The organism is Halocola ammonii, assembly GCF_049334165.1.
Classification (GTDB): domain Bacteria; phylum Bacteroidota; class Bacteroidia; order Flavobacteriales_D; family Sanyastnellaceae; genus JBEGHD01.
Genome location: NZ_JBEGHD010000009.1, coordinates 134,529 through 157,582, shown reverse-complemented (window position 1 = coordinate 157,582; position 23,054 = coordinate 134,529). Strand labels below are relative to the sequence as shown.

The window sequence follows — 23,054 nt, the reverse complement described above, 5'->3', positions numbered from 1 at the left end:
ACGCTTGAAGATCCGAGATGAAATCGTTTGGCGTTGAAGTCAACCTTTGGGAGAGAAATATTTATTTTTCACGAGTCGTGCTCCTCATAATCACTCCTTTTCTTGCATCATCATTTCCAAAGGTGAGCTTTCCTTGCTATCGTAGAATGCCTCCAAGTACATATCCGGATAAGCCGTGGCAACATTCTCAGATTGATGGAGCAGAATCAATTGGTCGATCATATCCTGATCGATACGATTTCCCTCAAAGCTCATTTGATAGGAGCCCATCATTTTGCTTTTTATACTGAAGCCAAGCGCCTCTGCTTCGGCTACAAACTGATCATAGTTCTGTGGTTGGCTCAAAGTCACCATCACGTCACCGGTGAGGTAGGTGCGCTCAATTCCAGGTAGCGACAGTGTTTTGGAGATTGTGGCAACTTCTTCCCTTCTCAGTATTTCCGAAAGGAGATAATCACGGGCAGCTTCAGAAAACGACTCGAGATTGAAAGCCGGATAGTAGAGGTTTTGACTGTCGAATGGATAAAACTCCACATCAGGGAAAAGATATCCGAGATGTTTGGTCATTGACTCCTGGGTGTGCGGCTCAGGGAAGTGCTGCTGAACGTATTCCCAGTTCCATGAGATGACATACTCGTTTTTCCACTCGATAGGAATGTTGCCATATGTGGATGGAATGTAATTTTGATCTGGACCAATCAAGTAGACCTGGAAGGAGGTTTCCTGTCGCAGCTGATCGTAATTTACCTTCCACTTTGCCACCCGATTTTCCTGTACGATTTTCACACTGTCGGCTACGCTCTTCACATAAAATGCATGACTGTTTCCATATTTCTCGAATTCAGACTCTTGCCACTTTCCCTTCTCCAAAGTGAAGATGCTGATGTCTCCTTCTGACGTGTTTTCATTCAAAAGCTGAACACGAAAAAGTTTGCTGTGCTCTTCAATTGTAGGGTAGCTGGTAGATGATGCCCACATCTGCCACTGACCGACTTTTTCTTCTGTTTTAGTACTTCGATAGCCGTAGCCGGTGGGAATGCGGTTTTCGTCAACCTCGAGGCATAGCTTCCTGAAACCAAAGTCTTTTTCAAACCGAACAATTTTTCCGCTTGCATCCAATACCTGAGTGACGCCATTTCCAACGAAGAAGTAGAAGTATTGAACGCGGTAGAGCTGGTTGGCCGAATTTTTAATTGTTGTTGTAGCTTGTCGAAGTTCCATTGTTTCCGGGCGATACCAGAGTGAGTCGCGAAAAACGAGCTGGCCTTTTTCGAGTGGTGCAGTTTGTTTGGAGATTGAAAAAAATTTGTTGCTTTCTACCATACCGATCTCCGTGGTCAGAGTCTGCTGGCAGTTGTTGGTGAATTCCAGAATATCCTGCGCCACAAAAAAATCGGCATTGGCATCACTCCGCAAAACAACCGGTAGCAGCTGACAATCGGAGTCGGACCACTTCAGACAAGGCGGCTGGGAAAAAGAGGATGAAAGCCCAACAAATGAGAGCAGCAAAGCCATAAAACAACGGAAGAGAGCAGAGTAGTTCATTCTATTTTTTGTAGCTGTACAGCACAAGGTCGATTTGGTTCAAGGATACTAAAATGTTTCACTTGCCGCATTTCAAATCCGTGAATTTAAAAGTGCAGGATTACAAATGCCGCGCAGAGGAGAAAGTGAAATGACACAAGTTAGAAACGTACGCCAGCGGTGGAATTCACACGCATTTGTAAACCGTTCTCAATTTCTCTCTAATTTGGTGGTCAATGTGAAATTCAAATTCGGCAACAATGAAAAACGCACTACACTGGTTTGAGATTCCCGCAACGGACATCAAGCGGGCAAAGGCTTTCTACGAAGAAATTTTTGACTTTAAGATGCAGGACTTTGATTTGGGAGATCAGATTAAAATGGCACTTTTCCCAACGGACCAAACAGGCGTGGGTGGTGCTCTTTGCCAGAATCACGAGTTCTACAAACCCGGAGACCAAGGACCGCTCGTTTACCTCAATGCCGATCCTGACTTGCAGAAGGTGTTGGACAAGCTGGAAAAGAAGAATGGAACCATCATTCAACCGAAAACGCTGGTCTCAGAGGATATTGGCTACATGGCTGTGATCAAAGATTCGGAAGGCAATCGCGTGGCGTTGATGTCGGGAAAGTAGATTTTAAGCTCCAGACAGGGACAATATTTATATAAACTTCACAAACCGATCAGCACAGAAATCAAAGACTGCTTGGCATAAAGCCATTGGCAAAAGCAAAACAGAACCACTTCCTGAGAAATCGATTAGCAGACAGGGCTTACTTTTTGATAAACTGCTTTCTCAGTTTATTTCCCTCAATCTCAACTTCAAGTGAATAATTTCCTGAGGGCAGATCAGAGATGTTCAAGCTGCCATTGCTTAAGGTTTTGATGCAAATCAGCCTTCCAGATGTAGAATAAATCCGTACCTCAGAATCAAAATTATCAGCACCCGAAAGCATCAATTGGTCCGAAGTCGGATTGGGATAGATGATGACCGATTGATCTTTTATTTGTTCTGTGGTATTATCTATTGTGTTCGAACTTATTCTCAGGTTGTCAAACCTCACATCGAGCCAGTTGACCACTGTGACATACCGAAAAGCTATATAAACCGTTTCATCTCCAGGTGGAATTTCAATATCAGAAATCATTCGCCAGCTATTGTCTGCCACATAGTTGTCGCCCCTAAAATCTATGAGCAAGGTTCGGGATGAGGCTGATTCAGGGTCCTGGGAGCCTGTCAAAGCATAAATGGCAATTGTGTCGCCAGCCTGAGGCACACCAAACCCACTGAAAGCATGTCTTAAAGAATCAATGGTTCCTCCTTCCGGCAAATCAAAGCCTGGTGAAATAAACCAGTCATCGGTGAGCTCTTTGCCACCAACCGGATATGTATGTTCAAGATTATTTGGATCGGAGAATGGTGAAAAAGAAGATACATCCCAAAAGTAGAAATCACTTTGAGCACCTAACCGATGTTCTTCCCATCCGTTAGTTTGATCATCATTGTCGAATCCTGAGAAGTAAGGTAATTCTGTTTGGGCCATGCCCGCCTTGCCAAATGCGACCATCAATAGGGCACTGAGAATAGTAACTGTTTTCATTTTAGATTTTGTTTCGTATTAGTATGATGGGCGCAATTTAGATCAGGAAAACTTAGCTAATCAATTGAAATGTTTGTTAATGTTGGAATTTCAGAAAGGGTGTTTTTCCAGTCTTATTAGCATTTGAGCTTTTGGGGTAAAAACTGAAAAATCAGACCTTCATTAAATCCCAATGCAAAAACTGATTACAGATTTCTTCATGCAATTAGCCAGGAACTACTTCTATGCTCATGTCGGGATAATAATCCTCCTTTACTCTTCCGAAACTCTTATCCAATTCAGCTTTACAACTCAACCATCGCTGAAATCAGAAACTGCGGTGTGTTGGTGCGGATGTCGGTGCCGCCCGGTTGAAACGTTTCTCCGATGTTGTGCACTCCGAAATCGTTGCGCAGTTCGGCAGAAAAGCACAGAGCACCGACTGAAAGGAAATTGACGCCAACTCCGGCAGAAAGACCGTAATCCAGATTGCTGAAGCCATTGCCATTGAAGACAACAACATTTTCGTAGCCCTCGGCATCAGAGCCAGATGGGCGGGTGAAGTGTTTCATCAAAAAGCTGACGTAAGGTCCGGCATTGGCAAAGTATTGCTTCTGCTCACCAAAGTGATACCTCAGCAAAAGCGGAAGTCGGTAGTAGTCGAACCGCTCTGTTAAAATCACATCGAGTGGTTCTCCAGTGCTGTTTGTGAATATGATCGGCCATTCCACCTTTTTGTGCTCGAAAGAAAGCCCGGAGCGTAGTGAAAGTCTCTCAGTGAGGTTGTATTGCACAACCAGGCCAGAACTAAACCCAAGCACGGGAGCAGCATCATTCACCTGATCATCTCCCCGCAGAAAGAGCATGTTTCCACCGCCTTCCACACCGAGCTCCAGTTTGGAGTCTTGCGAAAAGCCAGAAAAAGAGAGTAGAGCAAAAAGCAGCAGAGCCAAAGAGATTTTGAATTCCGTTTTCATAATAGAGAGTTATTTGGTTAAGCCACAGCGCCCCACAGAAAACGGAATATTCTCCGATGTTATTTCTAATGACGGAAAATTGGGTTGGAAAGGCACAAGTTGGAAAGTTGTGGTAGCTGGCAGGAATAAGTTAGAACCTTATGGCTGCGTGGGATTACCAATCATCTTCGTCAGTTCCCTCTTTAATAGCCTTTTTCATTTCGGCTATCTCAGATTGGAACTTTTCATCCATTATTCGACCTAGCTCCTCCAGGTTTTTAATCTGTCCTTCGAGCACTTTTCTCTGTTGTCTTTTAGATAAACCCGGAATGTCTTGGTTAACCTGATCGTAGGAGGAGGTAACAAGCCCTTCTAGAGTAACTTCACCGTACTCACCACTTCTCATATCAGTAATTGTGTAGCGATATCTTCCATCTTTAAATTCTAATTTCAGATTGAAAGTAAGTTTAATCTCTTTTGAAACCTCAAGCTCTGAGAATGACTGCCCAAAATCCATGACCCAAACAATATTAAAATAACCCTCATCAATGATAATCGTGTTCTCTTCATCCCTCAATAAATCGGTTTCAACATACTTCTCCTCCAGCCATTCCTTGGCATTTTTATAGAATTGTTCGGTTGATAGGCCTTCAAGCTCAACAACCTCTTGATACTGATACTTCCCTTCAGTTGAATCGTAAGGAACGGCAATTTCGACTGGTGGATTTTGAGAGAAAAGAAAATTGGTGAAAAGTAGAGTAAGAAATGTAATTGTTAGTTTCATAATGTTTTGGTTTTCTGAAGGGAAAGCTACAAAAAATCGATAAAGCATAGTGTCAGGTCTGTATTCTTTGAAGGCACAAGTTGAAAACTTGCGCCAGCAGGGGGGAAGGTTGAGTCAGCGGGCACAAGTTGAAAACTTGCGCCAGCGGGGGGAAGAGTTCCCTGCTAGTCTGCCGGCTTCAAAATCTTCGAATTGTTTCACCAGCCTTTTGTTGCTGGCAAAAGCTTTCTCAAACACGTTTGCATCGAAAATGAACCACTCGTATTGATTGGTGGCAACAAGGTATTTTATTTCGAGGTTGTTGGCTGTGATTCTTTCGCGCAGGTAGTAGAGCACCAGTTCGTGGAAAGCCTTGGTGTTGATTTTGTCTTCGCGAACCATCTCGCTTTTGTTGGTCGGCTTCTTGGCTTCGATGACCACGCCAACAGAACTCTTGGCGTTTTTGCCGTTGTGGATCACCAGATCATTGCGGCCTTTGGTATTGATGAAATGCTGGTCGCGATAGTAAGTCTGCTTAAGAAAATCGGAAACCAGGTTTTTGTGAAATTCTTCAGACTCCTGATCATTGGCTCTGTCGAGCAACTTGATCAGGTTATCCTTAAAGCCTTCGATGTCGCTTCTGTTCGGCTTCACTTTCAGGAAAGCCTTGTTGAGTGCTTTCCGGGGTTTCAGTTTGGTTAGTTGCATTAAAGAGGTCGAGTGTTTGCTTTTGCGCTAATTTAAAGTTTTGACTTTAAACATTACAAAAGGTCACCAACCAGAAGGTGCCTTGTCTTGGTGTTTGCCAAGTTTCACTTCACAATCGTAGCAAAATGGCCGTTTTTTAGTTGTTTCACGTTGTTTACCGCAGCGGTGGCAGTAGTCTTCTCTGTAGTTTTCGTTTTCGAAATAAGACCAGATATCATAACAACCCGGACAAAGCGGTTGATACTCGTTGAATGGAATGGAAATCAGGCAACGGATGCAATGTCCTTCATTGAACTTTTTCTTCAGGGTGAATTTTTGTGTCTTTTGAGTAGAGCTTTTTTTAGCGGTGCTCTTTAAAGTTTTCAGGCTCGATGAGTTCAAAATTGATTTCACCTCTTTTGCTGTTCTCATGAAAAGTTCTGTGTCATCTTTTCTGGTGAGGTAGATTCCCATCTCGCGATTATTCATTTCTGAGTAATCATAGAAATTCATGGAAGTGATGACCATTTCAAATTCATTGAGATAGCATTTTGCATGGAGGTTCTTACAGAAGTAAAGTTCAAGGTTCTTGAGCTTACTCAGCTTATTTCTTTCAGCACTTTTGAGTTCGTCTTTCCCATAGACTATTTTGATATCGATGTTATTACTATCGGCATCAATCAACCTTTCCAGAAAAGCTTCTGAAAGCTTTAAGTAGGGTGAGACAAGCACAAGCTTTTTCTTTGCTTCAATGATAATATCTTCGAGGTGATACGCTATTCTCTTAGTAGTGCAAAATTCTGCCATCTCAAGTCTGGTAAGTGTTTTGAGCGGCTAAAATTGAATAATCCGAGAAAACTGGTTGTAGGAAAATTGGAAATATTTTTAGTAGCATTTGGAAGTTGCTGATCTGCCGAAGAATAGAGTTGCTGTTCATTCCGAAGTGCTTCTTCCGTACTTCTTTTGAGCAATTCATACCTCATTTCCAGCAGCCGGGACATATATTTTTTGAGGAAAAGCCAGCTTACGTGAAAACCACAGATTAACAACTCCATGGAAGTGGTCGAAGGAGAGTTTGAGATTTAACTAAATACTTACGGACTTCAGCATTCACCGCAGCCTGCAGAATTTTTCGTATTATCGATTAATCATTTAGCACTTTTAGCATTCCAAAATTCCGAATTATGAAAAAGTCATTACATCTTCTTTCAATTTTGTTTGTGATTGTAGCGCTGGCTTCTGGTTGCGGTTTTCACTCCGCGGTAGTCAGCCAGCAAAACAACAATATTACCCGGGTCGACCTGGGCCAAAACAATTTCAAAGTAGTTGCAAAAGTGAAAGGTGAGTCTTCGGCTACATACCTCTTTGGCTTAGGTGGATTATCTCAGCGTGCGCTTATTGAAAACGCACGATCTAAAATGCTCGAGGAAGCCGATTTAGTAGATAAGCCAAGGGCAATTATTAATACTACAGTGGAAAGTCACAGGTCGCTTTTTGTACCTCTTTTCTACAAAAGAACTGTAACGGTTAGCGGTTTTGTTATAGAATTTACGGATTAGCAAATCCACATGAAAAGTTGATTCAAGGAATCAGTCGTTCTCAGCTAATTCACAAATAGTCTTATTCCTCCTTACCAGCAACCGGGTCATATATTTTTTCAGGAAAAGCCAGTCGGCTAGTTTTCCCAAAACCCCCAGTGGTGAGGTGTAGTAAAAGTGATCGATGAGTAGAGTTCCGGTTTCGGTGGGCTCGAAGTAATGCTCGTGCCTAAAGCTTTTGAAAGCGCCTTTCACCATTTCATCGGCAAAGTAGGAGGGACGCTCAAATCCGGTGACCTTGGAAGTCAGTGTTTGCATTACTCCAAAATGCCGTGCCCGCCAGGTCACCGTTTCGCCCATTTCAATGAGACCGCTGGTTCTGCCTGCAATGGCTTCTTCTGCGGTGTGCTCCATCGACTTTTTGTGCAGATCGATGCTGCGAGCAAGGTCGAACACTTTTTCTTGCGATGCGGCTATTTCTGTGCAGAGTTTTATGAGGGGCAAAGCTTTTGATTTTAAAAATAAACCCCGCAATGGAATTACCAGAGCGGGGTTCAGTTAAGTTCTTTTCAGGTCATTCTATTTATTCACTACAATTCTTCTGGTGATCACTTGTTCACCCGTTGAGATTCGAATCAGGTAAAGTCCTGTGTTCACGTCTTCAATTTCGAGGACTACCACTACTGGCTTATCAACTCTTTCAGTCTTCAATACTTTTCCCGCTACATCGAGTAGTTCGAGTTTGACATCGCTGGTGAAGTGGATGTTTCGCAAATCCACACGAATGATGTCTTCTGCTGGATTCGGGTAAACTCTAACAGAGCTACTCTCAGAGTATTCTTCTAAGCCTGCGCAAGCATCGATAATGATAGTATTCGTTTGACCATCAAAACAGAGACTGTCCTCTTCTATGAAGTACGACACATCATAGCTGCCGATCTCGCTGTTGGACGGATCGATCTCACCGGTTTGAGTATTAATGTCAAGCCCAGCCTGAGCTGTGAAAGTGCCACCAACCATTTCGATGGAAGGAATTACAACACCATCATCTGTGCATAGCGTATCCGTATCGTAGCTGAATTCCGCATTGGCCATGCAGACGTCAAGCCTCACATCGTCAATGGCGATGTAAGCCGAACCGGCATCGCTGTAACCGTGGAAGCCAATAAAGTAAAGGCCGTCAGCATCTACTGAGAAGTTGACAAGAGCGAGTTGATACTCTGTGTTCGAAATTCCCTGTAGGTCAATCAGCTCGATTTCCATTCCTTCGGCTTCGGCCATTCCACCGTAAAGCACTTCGAGATTTTCTTCAATGCCTTCGCCACCGCCCTGGTAATAAAAGGAGAGCGCATAGCTCAAATCTTCTTCAAGTTGCAACTGAGGAGTAAAAATCCAATCGTCCAGCGGCTGATCGGGTGATCCACTGATGTAAAGTCCTGTGGCTCCAACCATCCTAAATTGATCGTCCGACTGCCAGGTGAGGCTGTCGCCATTTTCATCACCTACTGACCAGCCATCTGGCAGGTCAGGAATTTCGAGATCGTCAAAACCGTCATCCCAGGGCAGGTCTTGTGAACCGACTTGATAAGTGGTTGTGAAGGTAACTGGGCCAGCATAAGTTGATACCAGGTTGTCCTCGGAGCACATTGACCTGACATAAACTTCATAAGTAGTCGTATCTTCCAGAGAGTTTAGAAGGAAGTCATTGTTCGAATCAGCATAAACGATTTGACCTTCGGAAGTCTCGGGGTCAAAGCCAGGTTCGCCATACCTAATGTTCCAGGTCTGTGCGCTGTTGTTTTCAACCCACGAAATATTAGCAGCATCCGGAGTTATATTTTCCAGGGTGATTTCAGAAGGAGGAAGGCAGACCGGTGTTGCTCCAAGTTCGAAATCGTCTATGTAAACAATAATATCTGCTGAAGCTCCGAGAAAACTTCTATTTGCCCAAAAGGCCATTTGTACTGTTGAACCAGCATAATCTTCTAATGAAAAAGTGACGTGCTCACCGCCATAAGGAGACTCGTAAGCATATGCCCAAATTCCCAATGTGTCCCAGGTAGCTCCGTAATCATCGGAAATCATGAAATTAAAATCATCAACAATTGCTGGCCCACCCGGACTCATACCGAAAAAATCTTGCTCTACAAATGATATATCAAATTCAACTTCATATTCAGTGTCCGGGCTGAGCTCAAAAAGAGGACTTAGAAGCCAGTCTTCGGTCGCCTCATCTGTACCGCTCGACATGTATTTTTTAATTGAGATATCACTTTCTTCTTCCGCATAATTATTTCCAAGAAACCAGGGCACATTGTCAGAGTTGAAGCCTACAGGACCTTCTGATGGTATGCCCCAATCCGCTTCTCGCCAGTATTGAAATACAGAGTCGGGCTCCCCTTGAAAATCGTTAAAGTAATCTGGTGCAAGAGCTGGATAGTTAATTGCAGCTTCGATCCTTTGTGAAACCTCCGAAACTTCGTCACCATTCCAATCGCAAACCGCTCTTACATATATAGAGTAATAGTCATATTGGGTGTAGTTGGGTTCAATTAGAACATTTGAATTAGAAGTCGTTTCGACAGTTTGAAAGAAATCATCATCTGGATTAAAATATCCAGATGCAATGAGTACCTCCCAATTGGATTCTTCTCCACCTGGAGTCCAAGATACTTCCATGTGTTCTTCAGTAAAGCTCTCGAGAGTCAAATTAGATGGCGCAGGACAAGAGACAGGTGTGGTGAAATAGTTACTATTGAGCCATGGCGAATTATCTTCTGCTCCACAGACTGCCTGAACGTAGACCTGGTAATCTGTTGTGGGCTGGAGGTTAGATACTGTGAATGTTGTATCCGATTCAACGTTATAGATGTCGCCATTATTTAGCTCCGGATCCTGGCCCTCCTCGACAACCTGAATGTTCCAGGCTGTTTCGTCTCCTTCGGGCATCCATGAAACCTGAGCCGAATCCCATTCAACTGAAGAAGTTCCAATAGAGGTAGGGGCTAGACAATTTAACTCGTGCACATGAAAGTTATCGATGCGGACCTGTGTTGGTGAACCACCATTTTCTTCACTCAAAAATGCAATCCTTACTGTATCACCCTGATACTCGGACAAGTCAAAATTCAAAATCTCTGCACCATGCTGAGACTGATAACTATTATCCCATAGTCTTAATAAATCCCAGGTTTCACCATTATCACCAGAAATCATACATCTCAATGTATTGTTGCCAGTTATATAGTGTGGGTCAGCGTATGGACCATTAATATCTAAGAGAAGAAGCACAAAATCTAATTGGTACAAAGACTCCGAAGACAAGTGAATGCTCGGAGAAATCGCCCAGTTCACTTTATTATACTCATCGAAAACTGAAATAAGCGTATTGGGTTCAATCCCTGCAGAGTTGAGAGTATTGAGGTCCCAATCCGAACTTCCCCAATCTATGGGATGCTCTAAAGTACCTGTCGCTTGTTGCCAACACTCTGGGAATTCAGCCTGGGGACCAATGCCAAATCCTTCGAGATATTCCGGAGTAATTGTCGAACAGGAAGTATGAAGTTCAATAGGCCCAACCCATTCAGAAAGATCCTCTCCTTCAATGCATTCAGCTTGTACGTAAACTTCGTAAATAGTGCTCGAGCTCAGATCTGAAATTTCTGTAGTTGGATCGTCTGCCACATCAATGAGTGTCCCTTCATTCTCGGTCGGCTCGAAACCTGGCTCACCGTACCTCAAATTCCATTGTGCTTCTTCTCCAGTAGGGAGCCAAGAGATAGAAGCTGTTGAGTCTGTATAATTGATTAATGTTAGATCTTCAGGATTCGGACAGGTGGGGACATTTGTGATTTCGAAACTGGATAGTTTTATTTTGTACGAATAAACCTCCGGGTCTTCATAATCATCCGATACAACCCTGAAAGCAAATTCAAGAACATTTCCGGTATAACTGGACAAGTCAACGGTGATAACCTCACCTCCAATTGGTGATATGTATGTATGATTAATATGTCCAAGTGAAACCCAGTTTTCTGAACCTTCTAATGAGACTAAAAACTGAAGCGTGTCACCTTCGGAAAGCCTCTGGGCAGAGTTTATATTCGTTTCAAATACCTCGAGGTGGAATTCAGCCTGGTAATCACCTCCTGAAAGGTCAATGAATGGGCTTAGTAGCCAATTACTTCCTTCATCATTTTGGGATATAGAAGCTTCCTGGCCATGTCCGTTAGAAGAAGTGTGGTTCCATTTCGAAAACATCAAATGCTCAGGTCCATTATTCAAGTTGCCATTTTCTCCCTCTCTCCAACAGGAAGGAAGTGATTCTTCAAAATTTTCCGTGAAACCTACCGTGACAGGCTCACATAGTGTACTAAAGTTTATTGGGCCAGACCAGGAGTTTGATTCCACTCCTTCACAATTTTTCTGGTAATAAACTGAATAGTCGGTGCTCTGCTCAAGATTTTCCAATGTCGCTATATTGGAAAGAATAGGGTTGATTGTTGTTCCACTATCAACAGCAGGATCAAATCCCTCCGGGCCATAAACGATGCTCCAGTTTGTGTCTTCTTCAGGTAGATAAGACATTTCAATTGAATCGTAATCAGGGTGGCCAATGTCAAGATTATCTGATTCAATACAGTCAGTTCTTGACACGAAAATATTATCAAGCATGGTTTGGCTACTTGAAACCCCGGTTGCGATAAATCTAACCTTCATTGTTTCAGAGGGAGTTATAAAATCGTCCAGGTTATAAATTGCCAGCTCCCATTCATAAATCAATAATTCATTAATGGAATCAACTGGTATCCAACTAGCCCCATCATCATTAGAAACTTCAATTGCAAATGCATTGGTTTCATTCCAATAATTCCTCGTGTTAGTATGGTTAAAAGACAACTGCAACGATCCTCCACCCAGACCATCGAAAGTTGGCGATTCAAGAGCTGCAATATAATCAGAAGCACCTCCAAATGAAGCTGAAAACTGGCCATCATATGGGTAAAAATTTGGGAGGTTGGAATTTTCCACGGCAATCCAGGAGCTATATCCTTCGACCATAACATGTGTCATACTCCCTGGTACTCCTGTTTCGAATCCTTCACAGAAAACAACATCTGCACCACCGAATTCACAGTTTGTAGTGAACTCTAGAGGACCAATCCACTCTGACTCGAAAGAGTTTTCACAATCGGCTTTAACATAGACGTGATAAACGGTCTCTTCCGATAAATCTGAAATAAGCACATTCTGAGATTCAGAAGTGGAAAACGACTCGCCTTCCAGGCTATCTGGGTTGAACCCTACTGGTCCATATTGGACTACACTAACTGAAGCAGTATCGCTGGGAGTCCAACTGATTTTAGCAGAGTTGTTTGTGATATAGGAGACTGAAAGATCTTCTGGAGTGGGACACTCTGGAGACTGTCTTACAATGACATTTTTAAAGCAAACAGTGTTTTCAACAGTGTCTGCGGCTATTTCACCATCTGTAGCCCAAAAGACAATCTGAATTTCTTGTCCTTGATAATCATTTAAACTGAGTTTATAATCTTCCCAACCCAATACAAATTCGGAAGATTCAGTCCAGGAAGCCAGAGTCTCAAAATTTTCACCTTCATCAGTTGTGATTAGAAGTTGAACTTCATCATTTCCATCCAAATCACCGGCACCAATAGGCCAATATGGGTACTGTGAATCGTGTAAAGACATCCTAAATTCAAACAGTATTTCTGACGGTTCATTTGGGACCTGGATAGATGGACTGAAGGACCAATCATTTACACCAGTCTGATCAATTGAGAGACAATAAGCAGGTGACGATCCAGACCAAACAAAATCCCAATCGGTATAAGAATTATAAGAGGGGCCAATTTCCGGATATCCCCCATAAAACGTTTCCCAGCAATTTGGCTCTTCATCGATAAGAAGAGTTAGATCCACAGGCAGTTCAAAAGGATCGCAATTCATTGATGAACCATTTGATAGAATCTCTGAAAAAACTGGAAAGAAACTCTCCTCCGGATCAACAGTTGAAGGTGCTAATTGAGCATTCCCGCTTAAAGTAGCCAAGTAAAATATTGTGAAAAAAAGGAGGGTAAAAATGTTCTTTGAAGCTAAATGGTATAGGTTCATGTTAAGGTCTTTTTATAAATCTCCGCAAAATAATAAATTCAAAAGAGATGGCAGACACAAACAACAGATGAGGTCTAGAAAGGAATTTTATGAGCTATAGATCTTTTTGTCACTGATCTACAAATTCGACCTTCAAAAAGTAAGTACTTAAGACTAGCGTATTTTTAATCTGTTGGAAAGCAATTATTTTACTGAGTTTGCTGGCGAAGATTTGGCCGTAATGCATTAGTTTAGCTCCAATAGCCTTTTAACCAACTATTATGAGACAACTTACCTTTTGCATCGCAACCTTTTTCCTGACCCTTTTTAGCCTGCCAGTGCTGGCTCAGGGGGATACCGTGGTCGTTCAGACTTACACCTTCGAGGAACAAAATAATCCCGAAACCGCATACGATTCTCCCGGCAGAAGGTGGTTCGATTTCCCGGAGGATGACGGTACCGAGTATCAAAAAATACTGATGTACTACACACTCAAGTGTTTTGAAGACGGCACTGCCGGTGGACTCGGCTTCCCTTGTGGAGAGTGGGATTACACCACGCATACCTACCTCTATGAACACACCGGAGCGTTGGACTCCAATGCCCTTCAGCACCCGCTGTACCTGGCCAACAACATGGACTTTGAGGAGATGGAGTTTTCTGAGATTCCGCTAGTCAACACCTATAATTACGAGTTTTCGGAAACGGTGGTCTCCAATGTGATTTCCGAAGCCGAATACTCGATCAACAGCGACATGACTCAGGCGCTGGACTTGAGTTCTGGCATTCCTGCCAAAGTACAGTTTTATTATTCTGCCGATGAACTAACAACAGCCGGACTACAAAATGAAATTCAGAAAATCAGTCTGATGCTCGATGGTGAGGCTGAGTTGAGCAACTTTAGTCTAAAAGTCTCCTGGATGGACGAAGCTCCAATCGAATTGGTAGACGAAGACCTGGTAGAAGTGTTTTTTCACCCTGCCTTTTCTTTCACTTCCGGACAAACAGACATTTTTTTAGACAATACTATCGAATGGGACAACACTTCAGGGTTGCTCATGGAAATCTCATTCGATTCTGCTTCTGCTGGGTTCCAAATTTTAGGAGCTCAAGAAGGCAATTCGTTTCAGGCATCAGACGGAGATAACCAATACATCCTGCTCGATGGGCAGGACCAGGTTCAGATTCCGGCATCCTTGTTTGAAGGTGTGGATGAGGAAATAACCATAGGTTACTGGCTCTACGGAACCCCTGAATTTCAACCTGAAAATTCGAGCACTTTCGAAGGCGTGAATGCCAACAACGACAGAGTTTTGAATGTGCACAATCCCTGGGGGAATGGTCAGGTTTACTGGGATGCCGGAAATGAAGGCGGATACGATCGAATTAACGCTCAAGCGTCAGAGTCGGAATACGAAGGTCAGTGGAATCACTGGGCTTTCACAAAGAATACGACTACTGGCGAGATGCGAATTTTCTTGAATGGCGAAGAGTGGTTGTTCGGAGCAGACAAGGATAATTCAATGGCCGGCATCACACAGTTTGTGATTGGTTCTGCCGCTTCCGGAGTCAATTACTACCGAGGTGGCATGGACGACTTTTTTATTCTCGATAAGGAATTGACAGTTTCTGAAATTCAGGAATACATGAATTCATCATACTCAGGAACGCTTCCTCAGTCAGAAAACCTATTGGCATACTTTGAATTTGAGGACGTTTACGGAGAGCCTGTAACCAATTCCGCAGGTGAACTACACGGATTGGCGGTTGGCAATGCCGCTTTGCTCAACTACTCCGGAGAAGAGTTGAACGGATCAGAAGAGGTAACCGTTAAACCCTGGCTTTCTCTGTTTTCAGGAGAATACGAAACTACAGAAGCTACAGTGAATTATCAGGTAATCGAAGAATTGCCTCCGATATCAGTTGTTGAATACGGAGTAAACGGCAATCAGTTAGAGGTCGTAAGCACTGAGTCACTTTATCCGGTTGGTTTTTCCAATGAATACGATGTGAATGGTGATGTAATCAACTCTGTTTCCAACAGCATGTCGGAGCCTCTGATATACGTGAACGACACACTCAATTATTTCTCTCCTCCTTTTGAGGTGATTAACAGAATTGAACTCGGCAGATTTATTACTCCTTATGGTATTAACCTCGATATGGAAGATGGTTGGACCTGGGTGTATGACGTTACGGATTTTGAGCCATTGCTTCGCGGAGAAGTGGAGCTAGAGGCAGGAAACTGGCAAGAATTGTTGGATCTCAAGTTTTTATTCATCGAAGGAACACCACCGAGGGATGTCAAAAGTGTTCAAAACGTTTGGGCCGGCAACTACCAACTGTCTATCTGGAACGACAACGTGCCAGAAAAGTCTTTCACTGTGAACGAAGGTGATGAGATGTTTAAACTGCGAGCCACTACATCGGGTCACTTCTTCGGTCAGGGAAACAACTGTGCAGAATTTTGCTTCAATACCCACGACTTGAAAGTCAACGGAAACAACGAATACAGCTGGCAAATGATTCAGGAATGTGCGGACAATCCCCTTTACCCACAAGGAGGAACCTGGATTTATGACCGCGCAGGTTGGTGTCCCGGTGCTCCTGTTACCACACGAGAGTTCGAGTTGACTCCGTTTATCGAAGGAAATGAGTTTACTCTTGAATATGACATCGACTACGACCCGTACGGAAATTACTGGCTCATGGCACAGCTCATTTCTTACGGAGAAATCAATCATGCTGTGGATGTAGACATGACCGAAATTATCTCACCATCAGACTTTAAAATCAACAGCCGGGTGAATCCTATTTGCGACAACCCAATGATTAGAATTACCAATCAGGGCTCAGAGCCTTTGACGTCTCTTGATATCGAATATGGGGTCAACGGACAAATGCAGACTTACAATTGGACTGGAGACCTCGAGTTTATGGAAAGTGAAGTGATCACACTGACCTACGATGAAACAGATGAGTTTTATTGGGGAGACAACGAAGAAATGCTCACTTTCGAAGTGCAGCTTTCTGCTCCAAATGGCACAGTAGACGAAAATCAGAGTAACAACTACAACTCATCTCATTTTGTGAGACCACCCACTTATGCCTACGATGAGGATGAAGACGACAACAGAATTATTGTAATTACGAAAACCAATAACATCCCTTCAGAAACAGACGTGACCCTCAAAACAATTGACGGAACCACAATCTGGACAAGCGACTACACCCAGGCGAACTTTGAGTACAAAGATACCTTGACGTTGAACGCTGGTTGCTACTTCCTGCACATTGAAGATTCTGGTGACGATGGTTTGAGCTTCTTTGCCAACAATGACGGATCTGGTTATGTAAGGTTGAAAAAAGTCGGTGGATTGTTCTTCGAGTTTTTTGAACGCGACTTCGGTAAAGAGATCAGGCACTATTTCAATTTCCAAACAGACATTATTTCTGAAGTGGAAGAATACGCAGAGGAGCCATCTATCAGCATCTACCCAAATCCATCTTCAGATAGATTTTACTTACGAGGAAACAAGCTTATCGGTGATTTAGATATCCAGGTTTACGATGGCTCAGGGAAGCTGGTACAGGAGATGTCCAGGAGGCTCACAAGTTCGTCAGACAGAGTGGAGATAGATATAAGCGATCAAACCGATGGAATTTACAATGTGATTGTAAGATCAAAAAGTGATTCTTATTCAAAGCGAATTATTAAGAATTAAAGTCGATTCAATCGTTATCAACTATAGTTAGATCGAAATGGAATTCTCAGAGAATGCCTCCTATTAATTTAGGGGGCATTTGCGTTTTGGGGATGTTCTTAAAATCTCAATCTCTTAATATGATCTTTTTATTTACCACAAGGTCCTCTGTCTCAATCTGCAAAACATAAGTCCCAACTGGCAAATCGGAAAGATTGATCTGATTGGCTTTTGGATCTAACTCTCGAATTAAACGACCAGTGAGGTCGAGCACCTTAAGCGAAGTAATTATTGACGGGCACTCGATAGATAACCTGCCATTTGTCGGGTTGGGGTAGAGGATGACTTCTTCAGCTTCGGCAGTGACAGGGTTAATGGAAACTTCAAGGTCGTCTTCGATAATTTGCTCGAAGGCGTGAAAATGGTAGTTCCTGAAGCGGCTGTGTCTCTGGTTAGTCGCGAAGGTTAGAGTTCCGTATGAGGTGTAGGTCTCTTCGTTCTCAACATGTATAATTGAGCTTCCACTTTCGCCAGGGATTCCGTTGGACCCTTCAATTATAATATGCAATTCAGAAGCTTCTGAGATCGCTCCATAGCTGAAATACAAAGTGTCGCCATTATACTCGTTTGAATCCCAGGGTACACTGGCATTGGGGTAGGAAAACTTGTAGAATGTGTGACTTTCTAAAGCGTCATCATCCTCATCAAATCCAATGGAAATCCAACCCACTTCATCGCCAATGGGCTCCTCAAGTTCGAGAATTGCAAAGTCTTCGGATGCGATGTCCCAGTCCCGGAAAAAGTAGATCTTTTTCACATAACTGCCAGGAAGCCATGGAAAGCTTCCGTTATCGAAAGCCGGACTGGCAAAAAGCCTCTCTACGAATAACTCGTTGCTCGGTGAGTTGGCCAGGCAATGTGTGGCTGTGAGCACATGTCTTCTGCTAATCATGCTGCCTGAGCAATGTGATATCAGTTCTCCATCAATTTCCTGAAAGAGCTTTATGGTTGTTCGATTTGGATAATTCTCTACATCGTAGAAATCTGAAACTTTTTGCTTGAGGGTATATTGACTTCCGGGATAAACCTCTTCTGTTGGAAGTGAGAGTTCAAGCTGTTCAATTTCGGGAAAATAATTGCCGACAAAAAAATTGGTAGTGCCGCTTGTCAGGTTCTCATCATATCCGATGTTGGTAATTGAATCTACAGTTTCTGCTTCGAGGTCGAAGACGAGGATGGGTTTTTCGGATTGAGCTCCGAGTTGGGTTGAAAGGACTAATAAGAATACAGAAATAGAAACAGTTTTCATTATTGGTGTTTTCGTGAAAAGGCTTCTTACTAAATGAGTTTTCAATTGATTTATTGTAAAGTCTTAGAGAAGGCATTATTGATTGATTAATAGGTCATTCATCGATTCTATTGTCCCTTCCAGCTATCCATACTGGCCAATTATCAACATTTTTATTACATTCGTCCCACTTATTAATTAATCAAAACCAAGCTATGAAAAGATCTTACCTAACATTATTACTTTCAATTTTTGCGTCTGCTTCATTCGCACAGTTTCCTCTAACTTCTGATAATCATGTGCCTGCACAAGGCGAGGAGTATCTTTATTATTATTCTACTGACATGAGTCAGACAGATATTTATAATGAGGGAGCCAACCAATCTTGGGATTTGACTACTACTCCTGAATTATCTGTCCCATCGATATACACTAACCCGGCAGATGAGGACGAAGGATCCAACTTTCCAGATGCCAATCTAGTAGAGAATATTTCTCAGGGAGGCCAAGACAGCCAAAATTATTATAAGGCAGATGCTGATGGTTATTCGCTTGAAGGTCAATTTATTGAAGGTCAGGGTCGTATCACCTATAACGATCCAAGAGAGATACTGCAATTCCCTTTTGAATATGGTGACACTTATAACGGGACTTTCTCAGCTACAGTTGAAAACCTCACCAACGGTCAAGTCTTCGATCGATCTGGTGAAATTGAAGTAGAAGTAGATGGTTACGGAAACCTTCAAACTCCAGATTTGAATATTGAAAATGTTGTTAGAGTAAAAGCTATTTACACTTATTCGGATGAGTATATGGGAACTCCGGTTTTCGATTATACAGATACCTTGTTCATTTGGTATCACCAAAACACAGCAGCTCAGGTTGGATCATACACATCTTTTTCAACAGGTGGCTTCACGCAATTGAGAAGGGTTACCTACATTGATCCAAATGAGGTCAATGTTTCAGAATTCGAACTAGCTAATCAAAATGACATTTCGGTTTATCCAAACCCTGCAAGTGATCAGATTACTTTTCGAAACGTGAAAAACGAAGGTCAGACGGCTTCAGTCTACAACTCGTTCGGACAAATCGTTATGAAAGTAAAACTCGAAGAAGAGAGATCGTTGGATATTTCTAATCTTGAGCCTGGAGTGTATTTCATTACCTGGCACACCGGTACAACAAGTCAGTCTGAAAAGTTGGTAGTCCGCTAGTGGCCCCAATTTTCAGATTGAGTAATTACTGGTGAGACTCACTCTCTGGCTTTGTCATGCTTACACGCCATATAGAACTGAAATTATTAAAGTCTTTTCCCTTCCGATACACCTGTAAATATTTGTGCTATAGTGATTTTTGTGGTTAACTTGTATACTGCAACTACCCATAGAAAAATTTGGTCTTCAGCACTAGGTGAGATTATTGAAAGGAAAATATAAGTTTGATCGGTCTCAATCTGCAAAACAGATTGGAGCAAGTTCTCGCAGAATGTACAACCAGGCTGTCAGGTTGCTGATATTCATCGCGGCATCATTGTTTAGCTTTAGCGGTTTTTCTCAAATCATCGGAACCTTTGGATACGGTGGCAATGGAACCTTCGAAATTGCCTCGGTCATCAAAAACCTGGATAACGAAGTTTTCATTGTTGGTTCAGCATTTAATGAAACTGACGAAGATATTTTAGTGATCAAACACTCGCCCGAGGGAGAGCTTCTATGGAGTAAGTTTTTTGGAGTAAATGGAAACATCGAAACGGCCAGGAGTGCGGTTACAGACGGAGAAGGTGGGATTTTTGTTATCGGGCAATCGACTTCAGCAAGTGCCAGTAATACCTGGTCTGGTGCGTACTTAATTCGAATCAATCAGCAGGGAGAAGTGGTGTTTTCGAATCGATACACGGCTACAACGGATGGCGCTGTTTCGGAGAAAGGAATTACCATGACGAGAATTGACGATGCGCTTTATCTCGGAGGGTTGGCCTATCAGGGTATTAATGAAGACTGGAGTGACTATTTCATTATTCAAACAGGATTAAACGGCAGTACTAATTGGTCAAGGTCCTACGGTACCTCGATGTTGCAAAGCATTTCTACCTTGAGCAACGGAGGCAGTCAGAGCCTTATCTCAACCGGGAAAATGACTAGCGATCATGTTGGAGTTGATTTTGCCGCAGGAATTGGAAGGTATAGTCTGGACGGTACTCCTGACTGGCTCAGAAAACTGGAGTACGGATCGAACTTCACACCAAAAACAATTATGACAGCGCCTAATTCGTATGTCGTTTTTGGAGCAACAGGAGCAGAAAATTCGGGTGAGAGAAATTTTATTTTGGTGCGGGTTGATGAAGATGGAGAGACGATTTGGGCAAAAGAGATTTTGATGGCAGGTGATGAAACACCTGTGGATATGAAGTATATCAACAACAAGATTGTTATCAGTGGCTATGCCGATGGTTTTGCCGATCAACCCAACCACATTGTTGTGATGTCATTTGATCTCATCGATGGCGACTTGCTCTGGAAAAAAGCTATCAATGATTCTTCGGATGATTACGTTTACCCTGAACGAGAAAATCTAATCATCGAATCCACTGGAGAATTAGTGCAGGTTGGCTATACGACCTTTGCAGGTGATGGCAGTGGAAACTCTGAAATTCGCGTTACTCACGTTGGTCCAAATCAGGAAAATACTTGTGGCGAATTTGAGCCTACCTGCCAGGCAGTGGATATCAACGTGCTCAACAACGAGATTGACCTGGAGCCGGCCTTCAACTTCACAAACTTTGTAGTGGGTAGCTATGCCCAGGACACGGTACTAAATTCAAGCTTATGTGTCAGCGAAGTGAATGTTATTGAGCCTGATTCAATAGACATTTGTTTTAACGCGCCAGACACTATCGAAACTGTGGATCTGGATTTCGACAACTACCTCTGGTCTACTAATGAAACTACTCCTGAAATCGTTCCTGATGCTGAAGGTTGGTACTGGGTAGATGCAGAAATCAACGGATCCGTATTCACGGATAGCATTTTTGTCAGCATCACCACACCAACGATAGATCTTGGACCAGATCAGTTTCTCTGTGAAGGTGAGGAATATGAGATAGTACCACAGGGAAATTACAATTCACTGGAGTGGATGAGTGGTGAAAATTTTGATCCCAGTCTTTCTGAGTCGGGCAGTTACTGGGTTGAGGCCGAAATCGATTCTTGTTTTGCCCAGGACTCTATTGAGATTGAGGTCATCGAAGAACCCGAAGTGGATCTTGGCAACGCCCTGTTATTGTGCAGTCCGGCTGATTCAATTTTGGTGAACTCCGAATTGGATCCGGGTTACAACTTCGAGTGGAACAACGGTGGTGATGAGCCACAGTCTTATTATTCAGCAACCGGATTGCACTGGTTGGAAGTAACTATTGAAGACTGCACTTTTGACTACGAGTTCGAAATTTCCCTGGCCACTCAAAACCTGATTGATCCTACGGAACTGACCATTTGTGATGGGAGCTCTGTAGAGGTTGGTTTAATTGATCCGGAGATGGATGGAAGTTGGAACATTGGCGAAACCGGAAGCGAAATAGAAGTGGAAGAGGCGGGAACTTACGTAGTGGAGGTCTCTGAACAAGGTTGTCTCCTGATCGATTCGGTTCAGGTTGAACTCATCCAGTCTCCAGAGTACGGAGTGGAAGATCAGGAAGTGTGTCCAGGAACGACTTACATAGTGGAGACACCAGGTTTTGCCGGACAAGTTTGGGTGAACGGATTGGAAACCACTGAAAGTGAAGTAGAGGTCTATGCAGGGAATCATCAGGTTCAGTACATCTACTATGGCTGCTCTTTCTCTGTCAATTTCGATGTGGACTACACTAAAGACACGCTCGACTTCGACACGCACTACGCCATTTGCGATGGCGACACGTTGGTTTTGTCCGTGAGCGATTCGCTGAATCCCATTTGGGATGGCTTTGCCGAATCGTCTAGCTTCAGCATCACCCAGGGTGGAAATTATGAGCTCGCATTTGAGATGTTTGAGTGTACGTTCAGAGAAACTATTGAGGTGAAATACGAAGGAACCTGCCCTTGTTCAGAACCTGTGTTCATCCCGAATTCGTTTACGCCCAATTCAGATGGAAACAATGAGTTCTTCAGGCCGGTCATTTACTGTCCACTAGATGAGTATCACCTGATGATTTTCAATCGCTGGGGACAGAAAGTGTTCGATTCTAAAGATCCTGAAGCGCTTTGGGACGGTTCCAACCGGGGCGGAGACTACTTCAATCAGAACGACACTTTTCAGTACGTCCTTCAGTACAGTAAAAAATCTTCCACCGAGGTGGAGACTGTTCGAGGGCACGTTACTGTGGTGAGATGAAATATGAAGACGACTATACTGAGTTGTATCAATCAAGTCTATTCCTTCTCCCTCACCGGTATCCAAACTTCTTCTTCCGAATCTGGGGCATTGTAGCCCTTGTAGTTTTTGCCGAGCACTTCGAAATGCGGACGATCGTCAAGTTCGTACTTTGACGCTGGCAACCATTTGGTATAAATTTCAATAATATTACTCTGAAACTCTCTGGCTGTTCCTTTATGAAGGTAAGTCGCGTACAAGCCTTCGGGCAATTCAAAAGTTTTCATCCCTTCGGGAACTGAATCGAAATTTGAAACCTTCACCAGCGCCCACTTAGTGAATTTGGTTTGAGGCTGGAAGTCAAAATCAGCAGGGTAGTGCTGAAGGGATATTAACTCGTTACCCACGCGATTTTCAATTTCTTTTTTCCTGGGCATGAAACTACTCCAAAGTTCGGCCGTCCGATCCTCGCCAAAAGAAGTTTCTATATTTATTCCAACGAGCTTTCTCTTTTTTAGGAATACGATCTCGGGGTTGGGCATCACGATG

The 23,054-nt window shown here is 43.1% G+C and carries 15 protein-coding genes; 5 read left to right on the top strand and 10 right to left on the bottom strand.

Features of this window, described 5'->3' with window-relative positions:
- Window positions 1-90 precede the first annotated feature (90 nt).
- A complete protein-coding gene (locus ABHV44_RS10890; protein ID WP_459074719.1) occupies window positions 91-1,545 on the bottom strand; it encodes a hypothetical protein in 1,455 nt (484 codons plus the stop codon).
- Between the two features lie 239 nt (window positions 1,546-1,784).
- On the opposite strand from ABHV44_RS10890, the gene ABHV44_RS10885 reads away from it, so the two are divergent.
- A complete protein-coding gene (locus ABHV44_RS10885) occupies window positions 1,785-2,159 on the top strand; it encodes a VOC family protein (protein ID WP_459074718.1) in 375 nt (124 codons plus the stop codon).
- Between the two features lie 139 nt (window positions 2,160-2,298).
- Here the strand turns inward: ABHV44_RS10885 and ABHV44_RS10880 are convergent, their stop codons facing one another.
- The 5 genes from ABHV44_RS10880 to ABHV44_RS10860 all read right to left on the bottom strand — a co-directional run bounded on the left by ABHV44_RS10880 (window position 2,299) and on the right by ABHV44_RS10860 (window position 6,318).
- Window positions 2,299-3,126 (bottom strand): T9SS type A sorting domain-containing protein, encoded by an 828-nt coding sequence (locus tag ABHV44_RS10880; protein WP_459074717.1) that lies wholly within the window; start codon window positions 3,124-3,126, stop codon window positions 2,299-2,301.
- A 284-nt stretch (window positions 3,127-3,410) separates the two neighbouring features.
- Window positions 3,411-4,082 (bottom strand): porin family protein, encoded by a 672-nt coding sequence (locus tag ABHV44_RS10875; RefSeq protein ID WP_459074716.1) that lies wholly within the window; start codon window positions 4,080-4,082, stop codon window positions 3,411-3,413.
- 154 nt (window positions 4,083-4,236) lie between these two features.
- Complete coding sequence (locus ABHV44_RS10870; RefSeq protein WP_459074715.1) at window positions 4,237-4,845, bottom strand: DUF4468 domain-containing protein; 609 nt, start codon at window positions 4,843-4,845, stop codon at window positions 4,237-4,239.
- A 114-nt stretch (window positions 4,846-4,959) separates the two neighbouring features.
- A complete protein-coding gene (locus ABHV44_RS10865; RefSeq protein ID WP_459074714.1) occupies window positions 4,960-5,532 on the bottom strand; it encodes a DUF7149 domain-containing protein in 573 nt (190 codons plus the stop codon).
- A 63-nt stretch (window positions 5,533-5,595) separates the two neighbouring features.
- Window positions 5,596-6,318, bottom strand: a complete 723-nt coding sequence (locus ABHV44_RS10860; RefSeq protein ID WP_459074713.1) for a phospholipase D family protein — start codon at window positions 6,316-6,318, stop codon at window positions 5,596-5,598.
- Window positions 6,319-6,695: 377 nt separating this feature from the next.
- Here ABHV44_RS10860 and ABHV44_RS10855 point away from each other — a divergent pair, with 377 nt between their 5' ends.
- A complete protein-coding gene (locus ABHV44_RS10855; protein ID WP_459074712.1) occupies window positions 6,696-7,070 on the top strand; it encodes a DUF6567 family protein in 375 nt (124 codons plus the stop codon).
- A gap of 30 nt (window positions 7,071-7,100) precedes the next feature.
- On the opposite strand, the gene ABHV44_RS10850 is transcribed toward ABHV44_RS10855, so the two are convergent.
- Window positions 7,101-7,553: an SRPBCC family protein gene (locus ABHV44_RS10850; protein WP_459074711.1), complete on the bottom strand. Its 453-nt coding sequence runs from the start codon at window positions 7,551-7,553 to the stop codon at window positions 7,101-7,103.
- A 75-nt stretch (window positions 7,554-7,628) separates the two neighbouring features.
- Window positions 7,629-13,019 (bottom strand): choice-of-anchor J domain-containing protein, encoded by a 5,391-nt coding sequence (locus ABHV44_RS10845; RefSeq protein ID WP_459074710.1) that lies wholly within the window; start codon window positions 13,017-13,019, stop codon window positions 7,629-7,631.
- 425 nt (window positions 13,020-13,444) lie between these two features.
- Between ABHV44_RS10845 and ABHV44_RS10840 the strand changes: the two genes are divergently transcribed.
- Window positions 13,445-16,888 carry a T9SS type A sorting domain-containing protein gene (locus ABHV44_RS10840; RefSeq protein ID WP_459074709.1) on the top strand — a complete coding sequence of 1,148 codons (3,444 nt, stop codon included), beginning with the start codon at window positions 13,445-13,447 and terminating at the stop codon, window positions 16,886-16,888.
- A 106-nt stretch (window positions 16,889-16,994) separates the two neighbouring features.
- Here the strand turns inward: ABHV44_RS10840 and ABHV44_RS10835 are convergent, their stop codons facing one another.
- A complete protein-coding gene (locus ABHV44_RS10835) occupies window positions 16,995-18,176 on the bottom strand; it encodes a T9SS type A sorting domain-containing protein (protein WP_459074708.1) in 1,182 nt (393 codons plus the stop codon).
- A 194-nt stretch (window positions 18,177-18,370) separates the two neighbouring features.
- Here ABHV44_RS10835 and ABHV44_RS10830 point away from each other — a divergent pair, with 194 nt between their 5' ends.
- Both ABHV44_RS10830 and ABHV44_RS10825 read left to right on the top strand, forming a co-directional pair.
- Window positions 18,371-19,372: a T9SS type A sorting domain-containing protein gene (locus ABHV44_RS10830; protein ID WP_459074707.1), complete on the top strand. Its 1,002-nt coding sequence runs from the start codon at window positions 18,371-18,373 to the stop codon at window positions 19,370-19,372.
- Between the two features lie 271 nt (window positions 19,373-19,643).
- Complete coding sequence (locus tag ABHV44_RS10825; RefSeq protein ID WP_459074706.1) at window positions 19,644-22,526, top strand: T9SS type B sorting domain-containing protein; 2,883 nt, start codon at window positions 19,644-19,646, stop codon at window positions 22,524-22,526.
- Between the two features lie 38 nt (window positions 22,527-22,564).
- Here ABHV44_RS10825 and ABHV44_RS10820 read toward each other — a convergent pair whose 3' ends face one another.
- On the bottom strand, window positions 22,565-23,047 hold the full coding sequence (locus ABHV44_RS10820; RefSeq protein ID WP_459074705.1) for a GyrI-like domain-containing protein: 483 nt from the start codon (window positions 23,045-23,047) through the stop codon (window positions 22,565-22,567).
- Between the last annotated feature and the right edge of the window lie 7 nt (window positions 23,048-23,054).